The sequence below is a fragment of the Franconibacter helveticus LMG 23732 genome, assembly GCF_000463115.2.
GTDB classification, from domain to species: Bacteria; Pseudomonadota; Gammaproteobacteria; order Enterobacterales; family Enterobacteriaceae; genus Franconibacter; species Franconibacter helveticus.
Genome location: NZ_AWFX01000038.1, coordinates 96,496 through 111,472, shown reverse-complemented (window position 1 = coordinate 111,472; position 14,977 = coordinate 96,496). Strand labels below are relative to the sequence as shown.

12 protein-coding genes, 1 tRNA gene and 2 pseudogenes are annotated in these 14,977 nt (G+C 59.2%); 9 read left to right on the top strand and 6 right to left on the bottom strand.

Going from position 1 to position 14,977, the window contains the following annotated elements:
* Positions 1 to 216 precede the first annotated feature (216 nt).
* The 5 genes from paoA (at position 217) to DW56_RS09485 (ending at position 5,639) form a co-directional block, all read left to right on the top strand.
* The gene (gene paoA / locus DW56_RS09505) at positions 217 to 924 is read left to right on the top strand and encodes an aldehyde dehydrogenase iron-sulfur subunit PaoA (RefSeq protein WP_024552114.1); all 708 of its coding nucleotides are present in this window, start codon (positions 217 to 219) and stop codon (positions 922 to 924) included.
* On the top strand, positions 921 to 1,871 hold the full coding sequence (locus DW56_RS09500; protein ID WP_024552115.1) for an FAD binding domain-containing protein: 951 nt from the start codon (positions 921 to 923) through the stop codon (positions 1,869 to 1,871). Before paoA ends, DW56_RS09500 begins: the two co-directional genes overlap by 4 nt.
* A gap of 4 nt (positions 1,872 to 1,875) precedes the next feature.
* On the top strand, positions 1,876 to 4,074 hold the full coding sequence (paoC, locus tag DW56_RS09495; protein WP_029589772.1) for an aldehyde oxidoreductase molybdenum-binding subunit PaoC: 2,199 nt from the start codon (positions 1,876 to 1,878) through the stop codon (positions 4,072 to 4,074).
* Positions 4,075 to 4,137: 63 nt separating this feature from the next.
* Positions 4,138 to 5,097, top strand: coding sequence for an XdhC family protein (locus DW56_RS09490; protein WP_024552117.1), 960 nt, complete (start codon positions 4,138 to 4,140; stop codon positions 5,095 to 5,097).
* Positions 5,097 to 5,639, top strand: a complete 543-nt coding sequence (locus tag DW56_RS09485) for a nucleotidyltransferase family protein (RefSeq protein WP_024552118.1) — start codon at positions 5,097 to 5,099, stop codon at positions 5,637 to 5,639. Before DW56_RS09490 ends, DW56_RS09485 begins: the two co-directional genes overlap by 1 nt.
* A gap of 177 nt (positions 5,640 to 5,816) precedes the next feature.
* Here DW56_RS09485 and DW56_RS09480 read toward each other — a convergent pair.
* Both DW56_RS09480 and DW56_RS09475 read right to left on the bottom strand, forming a co-directional pair.
* Positions 5,817 to 6,110: pseudogene (locus tag DW56_RS09480) on the bottom strand (hydroxyacid dehydrogenase); the annotation flags it as partial.
* 265 nt (positions 6,111 to 6,375) lie between these two features.
* Positions 6,376 to 6,470, bottom strand: a tRNA-Sec gene (locus tag DW56_RS09475).
* 293 nt (positions 6,471 to 6,763) lie between these two features.
* Between DW56_RS09475 and DW56_RS09470 the strand changes: the two genes are divergently transcribed.
* Entirely contained in the window at positions 6,764 to 8,167 is a 1,404-nt protein-coding gene (locus DW56_RS09470; RefSeq protein ID WP_024552135.1) for a glycoside-pentoside-hexuronide family transporter, read from the top strand.
* Positions 8,168 to 8,170: 3 nt separating this feature from the next.
* A pseudogene (gene yicI, locus DW56_RS09465) lies at positions 8,171 to 10,494 on the top strand (alpha-xylosidase).
* A 222-nt stretch (positions 10,495 to 10,716) separates the two neighbouring features.
* Here yicI and DW56_RS09460 read toward each other — a convergent pair.
* Positions 10,717 to 11,634 carry an alpha/beta hydrolase gene (locus DW56_RS09460; RefSeq protein ID WP_024552136.1) on the bottom strand — a complete coding sequence of 306 codons (918 nt, stop codon included), beginning with the start codon at positions 11,632 to 11,634 and terminating at the stop codon, positions 10,717 to 10,719.
* A 215-nt stretch (positions 11,635 to 11,849) separates the two neighbouring features.
* Here DW56_RS09460 and DW56_RS09455 point away from each other — a divergent pair, with 215 nt between their 5' ends.
* The gene (locus tag DW56_RS09455) at positions 11,850 to 12,089 is read left to right on the top strand and encodes a ribbon-helix-helix domain-containing protein (RefSeq protein ID WP_024552137.1); all 240 of its coding nucleotides are present in this window, start codon (positions 11,850 to 11,852) and stop codon (positions 12,087 to 12,089) included.
* A gap of 6 nt (positions 12,090 to 12,095) precedes the next feature.
* Complete coding sequence (locus DW56_RS09450) at positions 12,096 to 12,470, top strand: type II toxin-antitoxin system VapC family toxin (RefSeq protein ID WP_024552138.1); 375 nt, start codon at positions 12,096 to 12,098, stop codon at positions 12,468 to 12,470.
* Between the two features lie 42 nt (positions 12,471 to 12,512).
* On the opposite strand, the gene fdhE is transcribed toward DW56_RS09450, so the two are convergent.
* Genes fdhE through fdxH form a run of 3 tightly spaced genes read right to left on the bottom strand, consistent with a single transcriptional unit; the run spans position 12,513 to position 14,976 of the window.
* Positions 12,513 to 13,442, bottom strand: a complete 930-nt coding sequence (gene fdhE, locus DW56_RS09445) for a formate dehydrogenase accessory protein FdhE (RefSeq protein WP_024552139.1) — start codon at positions 13,440 to 13,442, stop codon at positions 12,513 to 12,515.
* Entirely contained in the window at positions 13,439 to 14,074 is a 636-nt protein-coding gene (gene fdoI / locus DW56_RS09440) for a formate dehydrogenase cytochrome b556 subunit (protein ID WP_024552140.1), read from the bottom strand. Before fdoI ends, fdhE begins: the two co-directional genes overlap by 4 nt.
* Positions 14,071 to 14,976, bottom strand: a complete 906-nt coding sequence (gene fdxH / locus DW56_RS09435; RefSeq protein ID WP_024552141.1) for a formate dehydrogenase subunit beta — start codon at positions 14,974 to 14,976, stop codon at positions 14,071 to 14,073. Before fdxH ends, fdoI begins: the two co-directional genes overlap by 4 nt.
* Position 14,977 lies beyond the last annotated feature (1 nt).

Sequence of the window (14,977 nt, the reverse complement as noted above, 5' to 3'; positions counted from 1 at the left end):
CTTTTTACAAAGGGGCAGGCGCCCCTTTTTTTTCACCAGCCATTTCGTCGCCTTAGCCTGTTTATAAATTTTCCTCATAACACTAATTAGCTCGCCCGCGCCGCCCCGCCGCCAGCGCCGACTATTATTAACTGTTCGTTATAAAAAAACCGCGCGAAGCAGCAGCGGCAAGCGTTTCTTTTCCCCCTTTCACTTTAAAGATACTGGAGGCCTGGCATGAGCAACCAAGGCGATGAAGCAAATAAAGGGCGTCCGCCGGCAGCGGACGACACTGGCCGCGCAGAGCATGACTTCAGCCTGACGCGGCGCGAGCTTATCAAAGCGGGCGCGGCTTCGGCGGCGACAGCAGCCGTCTCTTCTAACGCAACCGCCGCTTTCACGGGCAATCCGCCTGCGACGCCCGCCCCGCAAACCCTGCCGCTGCGCCTGACAGTGAACGGCGAAGTGCGCCAGCTGGAAGTAGATACGCGCACTACGCTGCTGGACGCGTTGCGCGAAAACCTGCACCTCACCGGCACCAAAAAGGGGTGTGACCACGGCCAGTGCGGCGCCTGCACGGTTATTGTCGACGGGCGGCGTCTCAATTCCTGCCTGACCCTTGCCGTTATGCATCAGGATGCGCAAGTGACCACCATCGAAGGTCTCGGCACGCCGGACGACCTGCACCCGATGCAGGCGGCGTTCGTCAAACATGACGGCTACCAGTGCGGCTACTGCACGCCGGGGCAAATTTGCTCTTCCGTAGCGGTGCTGGAAGAGATTGAAGCGGGCATTCCAAGCCACGTCACGCTGGACCTGGTTTCGCCGCCGCAGATGACGGCAGACGAAATTCGCGAACGCATGAGCGGCAACATCTGCCGCTGCGGCGCCTATGCCAACATTCTTGCTGCTATCGAAGATGTCGCCGGGGGTGAGAAACCATGAAGGCTTTTACTTACGAACGCGCGACGACCCCAGCCGAAGCGGCGGCCAGCGCTAAACAACATCCGGGCGCGAAGTTTATCGCCGGCGGCACGAACCTGCTCGATCTGATGAAGCTTGAGATAGAAACCCCCGTTCACCTGATAGACGTAAACGGCCTGGCGCTGGATAAAACAGAGCCGACCGCGGAAGGCGGTTTGCGCATTGGCGCGCTGGTTCGCAACACCGATCTGGCGGCGGATGAACGGGTGCGCCGCGACTACGCCGTGCTCTCCCGCGCCCTGCTGGCGGGCGCTTCCGGCCAGCTTCGCAACCGCGCCACTACCGCAGGCAACCTGCTGCAACGCACCCGTTGCCCTTATTTCTATGACACCAACCAGCCTTGCAACAAGCGCCTCCCCGGCAGCGGCTGCGCCGCGCTGGAAGGCTATAGCCGCCAGCTTGCGGTGATAGGCGCGAGCGAAGCCTGCATCGCCACCCATCCCAGCGACATGGCCGTCGCCATGCGTCTTCTGGACGCGGTTGTGGAAACCGTAAACCCGGACGGCAGCGAGCGCCGCATTCCGGTTGCCGATTTCTACCGCGCGCCGGGCGATACGCCGCATCTGGAAACGGTGCTGGCGCCCGGTGAGTTCATCACTGCGGTAACGCTGCCGCCGCCGCTCGGCGGCAGCCATATTTATCGCAAAGTGCGCGATCGCTCCTCTTATGCTTTCGCCCTGGTCTCGGTTGCCGCCGTGGTGCAGCCCGACGGCACAGGCCGCGTGGCGCTGGGCGGGGTTGCCCATAAACCCTGGCGCATGGAAGAGGCGGACGCCCGGCTCGCCGAGGGGGCGCAGGCGGTCTGTGAGCAGCTGTTTGCCGATGCGCAACCCACGCCTGAAAACGAGTTCAAGCTGACACTGGCGAAGCGCACGCTCGCCTCGGTGCTGACGGAAGCGAGGTCCTGAACGAATGAAATTTGATAAACCGGCACAAGAGAACCCCATCGACCAGATGAACGTCGTGGGACGCCCGCACGACCGTATCGACGGCCCGCTGAAAACCACCGGCACGGCGACCTACGCTTATGAGTGGCATAAAGAGGCGTCCGACGTCGCCTACGGGCACGTAGTGGGATCGGCCATCGCCAAAGGCCGCATCGTCTCAATGGACATTAGCGCGGCGAAAAACGCCCCTGGCGTGCTGGCCGTGATTACCGCCGATAACGCCGGCCCGCTCGGCAAAGGGGAGATGAACGCCGCTACGCTGCTGGGCGGCCCGGAAATCGAACACTATCACCAGGCTATCGCCGTGGTGGTGGCGCAGACGTTTGAGCAGGCGCGCGCGGCTTCGGCGCTGATTGACGTGCGCTACCGCCGCGAGCCCGGCGCGTACGATCTCGCGCAGGAAAAACCGTCGGTGACGGAGCCGCCGGAAGATACGCCGGACAAAATCGTGGGCGATTTTGAGCGCGCCTTCAACGAGGCGGAGGTGAAGCTCGACGCGACTTACACCACGCCGGACCAGAGCCATATGGCGATGGAGCCGCACGCTTCGATGGCCGCATGGGAGGGCGACAAGCTCACCCTCTGGACGTCCAGCCAGATGATCAACTGGTGGCGGGGCGATCTGGCTAAAACGCTTCAGATCCCCAAAGAGAACATTCGCGTGCGCTCGCCTTTTATCGGCGGCGGCTTCGGCAGCAAGCTGTTTTTGCGCAGCGACGCGCTGCTGGCCGCGCTGGCCGCGCGGGCGGTGAAACGGCCCGTGAAAGTGATGCTGCCAAGACCGTTTATTCCAAACAATACGACCCACCGCCCGGCGACCATACAGCGCGTGCGTCTCGGCGCGAAGCAGGACGGGCGCATCACCGCCATCGCGCATGAAAGCTGGTCCGGCAACCTGCCGGGCGGCCCAACGGAAACCGCCACCAACCAGACTGAGCTACTGTATGCCGGGGCGAACCGCCATACCGGGCTGCGTCTGGCGGAGCTGGGGCTGCCGGAAGGCAATTCCATGCGCGCCCCTGGCGAAGCGCCGGGGATGATGGTGCTGGAGATAGCCATCGACGAGATGGCTGAAAAGCTGGGAATGGATCCGGTGGAGTTCCGCATCCTTAACGACACGCAGGTGGACCCGGCCAAACCGGAGCGTTTCTTCTCGCGCCGCCAGCTGGTGGAATGCCTGCGCACGGGTGCGGAGCGTTTCGGCTGGAGCCAGCGCAACCCGCAACCCGCCCGGGTACGCGACGGCCGCTGGCTGGTGGGGCTTGGCATGGCGGCTGGCTTTCGCAACAACCTGCTGACCCCTTCCGGCGCGCGCGTGCATCTTGATGCTAAAGGCGTGGTGACCGTGGAGACTGACATGACCGATATCGGCACCGGCAGCTACACCATCATCGCCCAGACCGCCGCCGAGATGATGGGCGTGCCGCTGGAGAAAGTGGTGGTGCGCCTTGGCGACTCCGACTATCCGGTCTCTTCCGGCTCCGGCGGTCAGTGGGGCGCCAACAGCTCTACGGCGGGCGTTTATGCTGCCTGCGTTAAGCTGCGCGAAGCGGTAGCGAACCGGCTGGGCATGGAGGCGAATACGGTGGAATTTACCGACGGGCAAATCCGTTCAGGCGACCGCAGCGTTCCGCTGGCGGAAGCGGCGGCGGGCGGCACCCTCACCGCAGAAGACACCATGGAATATGGCGACCTCGACAAGCAATTCCAGCAGTCCACCTTCGCCGGACATTTCGTGGAAGTGGCGGTTGATATGGCGACTGGCGAGGTTCGCGTGCGCCGCATGCTCGCGGTGTGCGCCGCCGGGCGCATCCTTAACCCCAAAACGGCCCGCAGCCAGGTGATTGGCGCGATGACCATGGGGCTTGGCGGCGCGCTGATGGAAGAGCTGGCGGTGGATACGCGGCTCGGCTTCTTCGTTAACCACGACATGGCGGGTTACGAAGTGCCGGTGCATGCCGATATTCCTGAACAGGACGTGGTGTTCCTTGAAGATACTGACCCGATCTCTTCTCCTGTGAAAGCCAAAGGGGTAGGCGAGCTGGGGCTTTGCGGCGTCAGCGCCGCCATCGCCAACGCCATTTACAACGCCACAGGCGTGCGGGTGCGGGATTACCCCATCACCGTCGATAAGCTGTTGCAAGGGCTACCGGCGCTCGTTTAAGGACCGCAGCGGCTGGCGGCTCTGTGCTGCCAGCCGCGCTTTCAGGCAGAGGATGGAGACAAGGTGCTACAACAATTTCCCCTTATCGATCAACCCGGCCAGGCGCTGCGCAAGCCGGAGCCGGCATTTTTGACCGACGACAGCGCCGAAATATTGCGCTTCGCCGCCGGGGCGCTGAAGGCGGGCATGGCGGCGGCGCTGGTGACGCTGGTGGCGATCCGCGGCGGCTCTTCCCGTCCGCTGGGCGCGCAGATGGCCGTACGCGAAGACGGGTTCTATTGCGGTTTTGTCTCTGGCGGTTGCGTGGAAGCGGCGGCCGCTTTTGAGGCTCTGGACGTCATCACCTCTGGGGAAGACCGCATGGTGAAATATGGCGAAGGCTCGCCTTATTTTGACATTGTGCTGCCCTGCGGCGGCGGCATCACCCTGAGCGTGCATAAGCTGCGCGACGCAAGCCCGCTGCTGGCGGTGCTCAACGCCATGGAACAGCGCCAGCCGGCAGGGCTTCGCTATACGCCGCAGGCGCAAACGCTGGAAAGCGCGCCTCCGGTAACAAAAACAGGCTGGCGCGACGACTATTTTGACGTGAGCTACCGCCCCTGTGCGCGGGTTATTGTTTATGGCCGCTCGGTGGAAGCGGAAGTGACGGCCAACGTCGCCCGGGCAGCGGGTTACGATGTGCAGACCAGCGACGGATTCGACCCGCGCACCACTTTCGCGCTGATGGACGCCGACACGGCGGTTATTTTGCTTTATCACGATCTCAACCGCGAGCTGCCGGTGCTGCAAGCCGCGCTTGCCGCCAACCCATTTTATATCGGCGCGCTGGGAAGCAAGCGGACCCATGGCGAACGCGTGCGGCGGCTGAGCGAGCTTGGCTGGAGCGAGCAGGAGATTGTGCGGATAAAAGCGCCGATAGGCATCTTCCCGAAAGCGCGCGACGCCCATTCGCTGGCGCTCTCTGTGCTGGCGGATGTAGCGGCGGCTCGCCTGCGCTGCGCCAGCCAACCAGAGGCGCTCTAATGCAGGCCCGGGGCCAACCGGTCATCATTATTCTGGCTGCCGGAAAGGGAGCGCGTTTTCTTGCGTCCGGCGCGACAACCCACAAACTGGACGCGCTGCTTAACGGCAAAGCGGTGTTGCAGCATGTGCTCGACGCGGTGAAAGCGACAGGCCTGCCGTGGCATCTGGTCAGGCCGCAAGGCGGCACCGGCGGTATGGGCGAGTCCATCGCCATGGGCGTGCGCGCCACACCCGACGCGCCGGGGTGGTTAATCCTGCCGGGCGATCTTCCTTACATCCAGCCTGCTTCGCTGCTGCGCGTGGCGCAGGCGCTGCCAGAAAACCCGGTCGTGGTGCCGCGCTACCAGCAAAAGCAGGGGCACCCGGTAGGGTTTCAACAACGCTATTTTGCTGCCCTTGCCGGGCTTTGCGCAGATGTGGGCGCGAAAGCCGTTGTGCGTAGGGCGCGGGAACAGGGCGACGTGCTGGAACTGACGTTAGAAGATGTCGGCGTGGTAAAGGATGTGGATGTGGTGGAGGATTTGGAAAGTCACAAATCGTGACTTTAACCAGCGCTTTTTATTGCGCCTGAGGATTTAGGGGAGAGCGCAGCGTCTGGAGAAGCGAACAGACTAACCCCATAGCGAGCGGCCTTGCCTGATAAGGCGAAAACAGGAGCCCTGGTTCTACATTAGCTTTTTGATTTTATCTGGCTAATGCGTGATCTTCATAAGCGTCTGAATAATTGGCAGGCTATAATGCAGCCTGTTGCGGCTTACCTGACGATTACCTTCCTGTTGAACTTGTAAGTAAGACTTACAGGTTGCATTTTGTTCAAGCTCGCCTTCTTCATAGATAGCTTTGATATGCTGAGTAACGGCCTGGGGCGTGATTTGATAAAGTTTTGCGAGGGTGGCCTGAGGGAGCCATAGCGTCTCTTGTTCGAAGCGGCATTCAACATGGACCTCGCCATCATCGCTGGCAAACATAATAAATTCCCCTGCCGGGGATTGAGTTAAATGCTTATCTGCCATGCCGCCTCCTCTTATGCCTGCTCCATAATACGCTTAGTATGCCAGACATTCCTGGTGAAGCTCATGACTCGCATAGCGTTTATTTTGACCTTTTCTTTACCGGCGAAGCGGTACTTTCCAGAGAGATTTCTGCCAGCAATTAACCTGATACTCCTGAAGCCCAAAAAGACTGACAGATATTGATCTCAGAATATAAAGAAAGCTTGTTACAGAAGGGGTTAAAAGGGGATTCGTTGACTTCGGGGGAATTCAAAAGAGGCAACTTTGGCGGAAGATCACAGGAGTCGAACCTGCCCGGGACCGCTGGCGGCCCCAACTGGATTTGAAGTCCAGCCGCCTCACCGGAGACGACGATCTTCCGCGCCTCGATTGCTACATGGAGGCGGGCGCATTATAGGCGCGTTTCCACTGCTTACCAATACCCCGCCTCGCTCTTTTTTCCGTCCCGCTCCTTCGCCGCTCGCCCCGCGCCATGCCTGGTTTTGCGTGTTACCCGTCACAAAAAATTTATCATGAATTTCATCAATGAGTTATCCCGATCACAGAAAAGAAGAATCGTAAATAAATAACCAGAAAACACAATTTCCCGCATCGCTTTTCCGCACTAGAAATCTTAAGTGAAATTCCGCACTTACGTGATGAGGATGGCCTGAATGCGCGATCAAGTCTTATCAGTAAAAGAGAAAATTGGCTACGGCATGGGAGACGCCGCAAGCCATATCGTCTTCGATAACGTCATGCTTTACATGATGTTTTTTTATACCGACATATTCGGCATTCCCGCCGGGTTTGTCGGCACCATGTTTTTGCTGGCCCGCGCGCTGGATGCGATATCGGACCCGGCGATGGGGCTGATTGCCGACCGCACCCGCAGCCGCTGGGGCAAGTTCCGCCCGTGGGTGCTGTTCGGCGCGCTGCCGTTTGGCGTAGTCTGCGTCTTTGCTTACAGTTCGCCTGAGCTGAGCATGACCGGCAAAATGATTTATGCCGCCGTGACTTACACGCTGCTCACGCTGATGTACACCGTCGTGAATATTCCCTACTGCGCGCTGGGCGGCGTTATCACCAGCGACCCGCAGCAGCGCATCTCGTTGCAGTCCTGGCGCTTTGTGCTGGCGACGGCGGGCGGCATGCTCTCCACTGTGCTGATGATGCCGCTGGTTAACCTGCTCGGCGGCGAAGACAAAGCCTTCGGCTTTCAGGCGGGCATTGCGGTGCTGGCCTTTGTCGCGTTTCTGATGCTCGCGTTCTGCTTCTTCACGACCAAAGAGCGCGTGGAAGCGCCGCCCAACACCTCCACCATGCGCGAAGATTTGCGCGATATCCTGCAAAACGACCAGTGGCGCGTGGTGGGGCTGCTCACCCTCCTGAATATTCTCGCCGTTTGCGTGCGCGGCGGCGCAATGATGTATTACGTCACCTGGATAATGGGCGACGCGGCGCTCTTCTCCTGGTTCCTCGGCCTCTACTGCGTCGGCAACCTGATAGGCAGCGCGCTTGCCAAACCGCTGACCGACTGGAAGTGCAAAGTCAGCGTCTTCTGGTGGACTAACGCCGCGCTGGCGGTGCTGAGCATCGCTATGTTCTTTGTGCCGATGAGCGCCACCTTCACCATGTTCGCCTTCATTTTCGCCATCGGCGTGCTGCACCAGCTCGTTACGCCCATTCAGTGGGTGATGATGTCCGATACCGTTGACTACGGCGAGTGGCGCAACGGCAAGCGCCTGACGGGCATCAGCTTCGCCGGTACGCTGTTCGTGCTGAAGCTTGGCCTGGCGTTCGGCGGCGCGCTGATTGGCTGGATGCTGGCGGGCGGCGGCTACGACGCTGCGGCGAAAACACAAAACAGCGCCACCCTCAGCATCATCATCGCGCTTTTCACTATCGTGCCGGGCATCTGCTACGTGCTGAGCGCCCTTGTCGCCAAACGCTACTACACGCTGAAAACGCCGCTGCTGAAAACGATCCTGGCGGAGCTGGCGAAGGGCGCGCACAACAACCAGCGGGAGTTTGAAACGCTGCCGGTGAGCAAAGCATTTAATGAGTCAAAGGGGTAAGAGATGAAAATCAGTGACGGAAACTGGCTTATTCAACCGGGCTTAACGCTTATCCATCCCATTCAGGTGTTCGATGTTGAGCAGCGCGACAACGAGATGGTGGTTTATGCCGCGCCGCGCGACGCCCGCGAGCGCGCCTGGCAGCTTGATACGCCGCTCTTTACGCTGCGCTTTTTCTCGCCGCAGGAAGGGATCATCGGCGTGCGCCTTGAGCATTTTCAGGGCGCGGTGAATAACGGCCCCCATTACCCGCTCAACGTGCTGAAAGAGATGCGCGTGGAGATGCAAAACACGGCGGATTACGCTGAACTGAAAAGCGGCAATCTGAGCGTGCGCGTCACCAAAGGCGAAAGCTGGGCGCTTGATTTTCTGCGAGACGGCGAGCGCCTTACCGGCAGCCAGGTGAAAAACAACGGCTACGTGCAGGATGGCAACCACGGGCGCAATTATATGTTTGAGCGTCTCGATCTGGGCGTTGGCGAAACGGTTTATGGCCTTGGCGAGCGCTTTACCGCGCTGGTGCGCAACGGCCAGACGGTGGAAACCTGGAACCGTGATGGCGGCACCAGCACCGAGCAGGCTTACAAAAATATCCCCTTCTATCTGACCAACCGGGGCTATGGCGTGCTGGTCAATCATCCGGAGTGCGTCTCTTTCGAGATAGGCTCTGAGAAAGTGTCTAAAGTGCAGTTCAGCGTGGAAGGAGAGTACCTGGAGTATTTTGTTATCGACGGCCCCACGCCGAAGGCGGTGCTGGAGCGCTACACCCGCTTTACCGGCCGCCCCGCGCTGCCGCCAGCCTGGTCGTTCGGGCTGTGGCTCACCACGTCGTTTACCACCAACTACGACGAAGAGACCGTCAACCGCTTATCGACGGCATGGCGGAGCGCAATCTGCCGTTGCACGTTTTCCACTTCGATTGCTTCTGGATGAAAGCTTTTCAGTGGTGCGATTTTGAATGGGACCCGGACACCTTCCCGGACCCGGAAGGCATGCTTAAACGGCTGAAAGCGAAAGGGCTTAAAATTTGCGTCTGGATAAACCCCTATATCGGCCAGAAATCGCCGCTATTTCGCGAAGGCATGGAGAAAGGCTATCTGCTGAAGCGACCGAACGGCGCGGTATGGCAATGGGATAAATGGCAGCCGGGACAGGGCATTGTTGATTTTACTAACCCGGCGGCGTGCGACTGGTATGCGGGCCACCTTAAACGGCTGGTGCGGATGGGCGTCGACTGTTTTAAAACCGACTTCGGCGAGCGCATTCCCACTGACGTGGTCTGGCACGACGGCTCTGACCCGCAAAAGATGCACAACCACTATGCGTTTCTCTACAACGAACTGGTGTGGAACGTACTGAAAGAGACCGTTGGCGAAGACGAGGCGGTGCTGTTCACCCGCTCTGCCTCGGTGGGCGCGCAGCAGTTTCCGGTGCACTGGGGCGGCGACTGCTACGCTAACTATGAGTCGATGGCGGAAAGCCTGCGCGGCGGGCTTTCTATCGGCCTTTCCGGGTTTGGCTTCTGGAGCCACGATATCGGCGGCTTTGAAAACACCGCGCCAGCCCATGTTTACAAACGCTGGTGTGCGTTCGGGCTGCTCTCAAGCCACAGCCGCCTGCACGGCAGCAAATCTTACCGCGTGCCCTGGGCCTATGACGACGAAGCCTGCGACGTGGTGCGCCACTTCACGCAGCTTAAGTGTCGCCTGATGCCGTACCTGTATCGCCAGTCCGCGCTTGCTCACGAGTACGGCACACCAGTGATGCGCGCGATGATGCTGGAGTACCCGGACGACCCGGCCTGCGACTACCTCGATCGCCAGTACATGCTCGGCGACGCGCTGCTGGTGGCGCCGGTGTTCAGCGAGGCGGGCGACGTGGCGTTTTATCTGCCTGAGGGGCGCTGGACGCACGTGTGGCATAACGATGAACTGGCGGGCAGCCGCTGGCACAAGCAGCGTCATGATTTTCTTAGTCTGCCGGTTTACGTGCGTGAAAATACGCTGCTGGCGTTGGGGAACAACGATCAGAAGCCGGATTATGCCTGGCATGAAGGAACGGCTTTCCAGCTTTTTGCGCTGGAAGAAGGGCGCGAGGCGGTATGTGAAGTACCTGCGGCGGACGGTTCAGTTACCTTTACGCTGCGCGTGCAGCGCGAAGGCAACCGCCTGACGGTGCAGGGCGATGGAGAGGCGTCAGGCTGGACGCTCTGCCTGCGTAACGTTCATCGCATAGACGCGGCGCAGGGCGCAGCGCACACGGGCAGCGAGTGGGGCGTGGTGCTCACGCCGCAAAGCGGAGCACAGTCTTTCAGCGTAACCCTGTAAACGCTGTTTAACGTCACCTGAATGCCGCCTGCGGGCGGCATTCACATGGCTGTAATTCCACATAATGGAGAACGCTACGTTGCAAGCTTCCTGTATGGAAATCAGGAAAGGAAATAAGGCTCGCGGGTAAATAAGCAGGCGGATAAGCGTAGCGCCACCCGCTATGGCTCAATCTCTCTTTTCCGTTAACTCACTGAAAATAAAATTTTTAGCCTCTCTCCGTTATCGCCTCGCTTCATGCGCTCGCCAGGCCAGGTCTCGCATGAGATCGCGAGCGCTTTCGCTCACGCCGCCCAGTTGAAAGAAACCGTGAATAACGCCCAGCCAGCGCTGGCAGGTACAGCTAACGCCCTGCTGCGTCAGCCTTTCAAACAGCGCTTCGCCTTCATCGCACAGCGGGTCGAACTCGGCGGTAACGATATGCGTTGGCGGCAAGCCGGTGAAATCCTCGCGCCAGAGCGGGCTGGCTTCCGGGTGCTGGCGCGGCGTAACGCCAAGATAGGCATCGTAGCCGGTGAGCAGCGTTTCTCGGGTAATAATGTAATCAAGCCCGTTGCGCGTATAGCTTTCAAAATATGCCGTGGCGTCAAGCATCGGGTAGATCAGCAAAAGCTTCGCGGGTTGCCAGATGCCGCGCGCTTTCAGGCGCAGCGCGGTCACCAGTGCGATATGGCCGCCTGCGCTGTCGCCTGCAAGCGTAATCGCCGCGCTATCTACGCCGAGCGTTGCGGCATGCTGGTAGACAAGGTTCGCGGCGCGTTCAGCATCATCGTGGGCCGCCGGATAAGGGTGCTCCGGCGCCAGCCGGTACTGAACGGCTATTACCCGGCAGCCGCTGAAAAAGGCGAGCTGGCGCAGCGGGTTATCGTGCGTTTCAAACCCGCCGCTGACAAAACAGCCGCCGTGGTAGTAAATCACCGTTGGCAAAGCGCCCGTGGCGTTGAGCGGCGAGACAATACGAAGCCGTATGCCTTCCAGTTCCGTTTCTTTCACCCCGACCCGCTGTTCCGTCTCGCCCGCCAGCGCCGCGCTCGCCACGTAGCCTGCCCGCCGCTCGGCTATCGTCTGGTTGCGAACCGACGGCCTGCCTGCGGCGATAAAGCCGTCTACCAGCTTCGCAATGCTTTTTTCCAGCGCCATATCGCGCTCCCTTTTCCTGTATGTATATCCAGATTTATAGCCTGGCTGTGAATGAGAGGAAACCGCTTATTTCTGGCAGGGAGCCAATCTGGAAAGCATCTCGCAAAAGGGAAATTACGGATTGCCGGTGGGTTAACTTTTATCCTGATGCCGCTTATGCTTTTGCTCGTCAGATCGCTTTAAAAATAATCAAAAATGATATAGTGGAGTGATATATGAGTATGCTGATTGAGGGTTTTATGGGACGTATTCTTCTCGACCTGCCTGACGAGGCGATCCGTCGCCTTGAGCAGCTTAAAGAGCGCCGCAAGCTGCCGCGGGCAGAGTTACTGCGAGAGGCTGTGGAGCAATATCTTGACAGGCAAAATCAGGATGTCCTGCAAAACGCGCTGGGTTTATGGGGCGAGGGGGCGGAAGATGGCCTGGCCTATGAGCGCAAGCTGCGCGAGGAGTAGTAACCCATGCAGAGGCTGGCCGTCTTTGACACCAATATTTTAATCGACCTCTTTAGCGGGCATGTGCAGGCGAAAGACACGCTGTCGCGTTTTCCGGTTAACCGCGCTATTAGTCTGATGACATGGATTGAAGTGATGGTGGGGGCGAAAAAACACAGCCAGGAATCACGTACGCGGGAAGCGCTTGATACCTTTGAAATTTTGCCACTCTCTTCTGCTGTTGCAGAGCGCAGCGTGCTGCTTCGCCAGGAGCTCGGGATGAAACTGCCAGACGCCATTATCCTGGCTACGGCGCAGATCTATTCCCGTGAGCTTGTCACCCGCAATGTTAAAGATTTTGAAGGTATCAGCGGTGTGACCATTCCTTATTCCCTGCAATAACCCGCCCCCGGTTGGGAGCGGGAAACAGAACGGAAAGAAGGCTTATTCCCCTTCGCCCGGGAACAGGAACGGGTTGATGGAACTGCGGGCGAAGCCCTCTTGCTCCATACGCGCGTCCAGCACCAGTGAGGCGAGGTCATCCGCGACCGGCTCCACTTTCGGGTCTTTTTCCTGATAAAGAATTTTCAGGTAGGTGCCGCAGTCGCCGCAGCTTTCCGCTTTTACCGCCGCCTGTTCGCTCTCAAGCGACCAGTAGTTTAAATCGCGGGTTTGCTCGCAGTTGCTGCACTTCACGCGCACCACGTGCCACTCGGTTTCGCACAGGTTGCAGTGCAGGTAGCGCAGCCCCTGGCTTGTGCCGATGTGCACCATGCTTGAAACCGGCATGCTGCCGCACACCGGGCAGAACTGACGCTGCTCGCCATACTCGGCGCGCGCTTTGCCAGGTATCAGGCTTGCCATTTGCGACCAGTAAAGCGAAAGCGCAGCCCAGATGAACGGGGCTTTATCGCTGCCCACGGTAATGAAGTCTTCGTTAAACAGCGCCGTCGCCATCGCTTCCAGCTCCTGCGAGGACGCTTTTTCGAGATTCTCGATAACCGCCAGCGCCGGGCCGCTCATCTCCGGCTTCAGCTCGGCAATCAGCGAATGCAGCAGTTTCTGCCAGTGCGCGTCGCGCGGCAGCACGTGAATATCCAGCGGCGGCTTGCCTTTCTCTGCGGCTTCTTTAATTCGCGCCGTTAAGTCCATTTGCAGCGGGTGGTCATACAGCACCACCTCCTGCGCATGGGCGATAAGGGCGGCGAAGCGCAGATAGTCGCCCAGCGGATTTTTCTCCGCCAGCTCGCGCAGGCGTTCCGCGCGGCGGTTATAGAGATTCTTCAGTCTGGGGAACAATAACGGCGGAATGACTTCCGCCGTACGTTTATCGCTCTTCTCCAGCTGGTCTTGCGGGATAATGCGAATACTCATTCAGTCGATTTTTCCTGTTTACCGCGCACTTCACGGTACCAACGCGGGTGATGTCTTTTCGCCCATGTGGTAGTGACCCAGCCTTCAACCATCGCGGTGATAGTGCCTTTCACCCACAGAGCGGCGTAAATATGCACCATAATAACCACAATTAACGCTACGGCGGCAAATGAATGCAGCAACAGCGCGATGCGGATAACCGGGATTGGGAACGCGGCTGCGAAGTAAGGCCGCCAGATCACGACGCCGCTTGCCAGCAACAGCACGAGCAAAATAATCGCCGCCCAGAAAACGCATTTCTGGCCGAAGTTATAGCGCCCGGTATCTCCCACTTCCTCATTGACGACGATCTTACGAATATTCTTCGCCCAAAAGATATCATCCCGATTGATTAGGTTGTGGTGCCAGTAGCGGAAGAACATGATGATGAATGAAGCAAACATCACCACACCCACGAACGGATGCAGAATGCGCGCCAGTTGCGGCGTGCCGAGAATGTTCATCAACCAGTTAAAGGAGGGGAAAAAGAACCCCAGCCCGCTCACCGCCGCCAGCACGAAGCAGAAGGCGGTGACCCAGTGGTTGATGCGCTCCGGCGCCGAATAGCGCACGATGGTGTCACGTTTTCTCATTTGCGCACCTCGTCATCTTCTTTATCGTGAAGGTTGTCTTCATCATCGTCAGCGCGGTTCGGACCGACCCCGACATAGTGGAAGACGCTCGCGGCGAAGGTCGCCGCAAAGCCGATGGCGGCCAGCGGTTTCCAGATGCCTTTCCAGAACTTCACGGTTTCGCTGATCTGCGGGTTCTCCGGCAGGCCGTGGTAAAGATTCGGCTTGTCGGCATGGTGCAGAACATACATAACGTGAGTGCCGCCAACGCCTGCCGGATCGTACAAACCGGCGTTGTCATAACCGCGGGTTTTCAGTTCCGCCACGCGCTCGCCCGCGAGGTTTTTCATATCTTCTTTGGAGCCAAAATGGATGGCGCCAGTCGGACATGTCTTCACACACGCCGGCTCCTGGCCCACGGTAACGCGGTCTACGCACAGGGTGCATTTGTAGACGCGGTTGTCTTCCGGGTTCAGGCGCGGCACGTCGAACGGGCAGCCCGCGATGCAGTAGCCGCAGCCGATGCACTGCTCAGACTGGAAGTCGACGATGCCGTTGGCATACTGAATGATAGCGCCTTCTGAAGGACATGCTTTCAGGCAGCCCGGGTCGGCGCAGTGCATACAGCCATCCTTGCGGATGAGCCACTCCAGTTTGTCGTTCTGCTCCACTTCCGAGAAGCGCATGACGGTCCAGGACTTGGCGGTCAGGTCCGCCGGGTTGTCATAGACCCCAACGTTGTGCCCCACTTCGTCACGGATGTCGTTCCACTCCGAACAGGCCACCTGACAGGCTTTACAGCCGATACAGGTGGTTACGTCGATAAGCTTCGCCACTTCCTGCTGGTGATCCCGCGCCTGAGGCGCGGGGGTGAAACCGTTAGTCGCGGAACGACGGATAATGTCTTGTGATTGATAAGCCATG

What these genes read in the sequence shown, in the direction of transcription:
- paoA (WP_024552114.1), top strand. Translation starts at nt 217, where the DNA reads ATGAGCAACCAAGGCGATGAAGCAAATAAAGGGCGTCCGCCGGCAGCG.
- DW56_RS09500 (WP_024552115.1), top strand. Translation starts at nt 921, where the DNA reads ATGAAGGCTTTTACTTACGAACGCGCGACGACCCCAGCCGAAGCGGCG.
- paoC (WP_029589772.1), top strand. Translation starts at nt 1,876, where the DNA reads ATGAAATTTGATAAACCGGCACAAGAGAACCCCATCGACCAGATGAAC.
- DW56_RS09485 (WP_024552118.1), top strand. Translation starts at nt 5,097, where the DNA reads ATGCAGGCCCGGGGCCAACCGGTCATCATTATTCTGGCTGCCGGAAAG.
- DW56_RS09470 (WP_024552135.1), top strand. Translation starts at nt 6,764, where the DNA reads ATGCGCGATCAAGTCTTATCAGTAAAAGAGAAAATTGGCTACGGCATG.
- DW56_RS09460 (WP_024552136.1), bottom strand. Translation starts at nt 11,634, where the DNA reads ATGGCGCTGGAAAAAAGCATTGCGAAGCTGGTAGACGGCTTTATCGCC.
- DW56_RS09455 (WP_024552137.1), top strand. Translation starts at nt 11,850, where the DNA reads ATGAGTATGCTGATTGAGGGTTTTATGGGACGTATTCTTCTCGACCTG.
- DW56_RS09450 (WP_024552138.1), top strand. Translation starts at nt 12,096, where the DNA reads ATGCAGAGGCTGGCCGTCTTTGACACCAATATTTTAATCGACCTCTTT.
- fdhE (WP_024552139.1), bottom strand. Translation starts at nt 13,442, where the DNA reads ATGAGTATTCGCATTATCCCGCAAGACCAGCTGGAGAAGAGCGATAAA.
- fdoI (WP_024552140.1), bottom strand. Translation starts at nt 14,074, where the DNA reads ATGAGAAAACGTGACACCATCGTGCGCTATTCGGCGCCGGAGCGCATC.
- fdxH (WP_024552141.1), bottom strand. Translation starts at nt 14,976, where the DNA reads ATGGCTTATCAATCACAAGACATTATCCGTCGTTCCGCGACTAACGGT.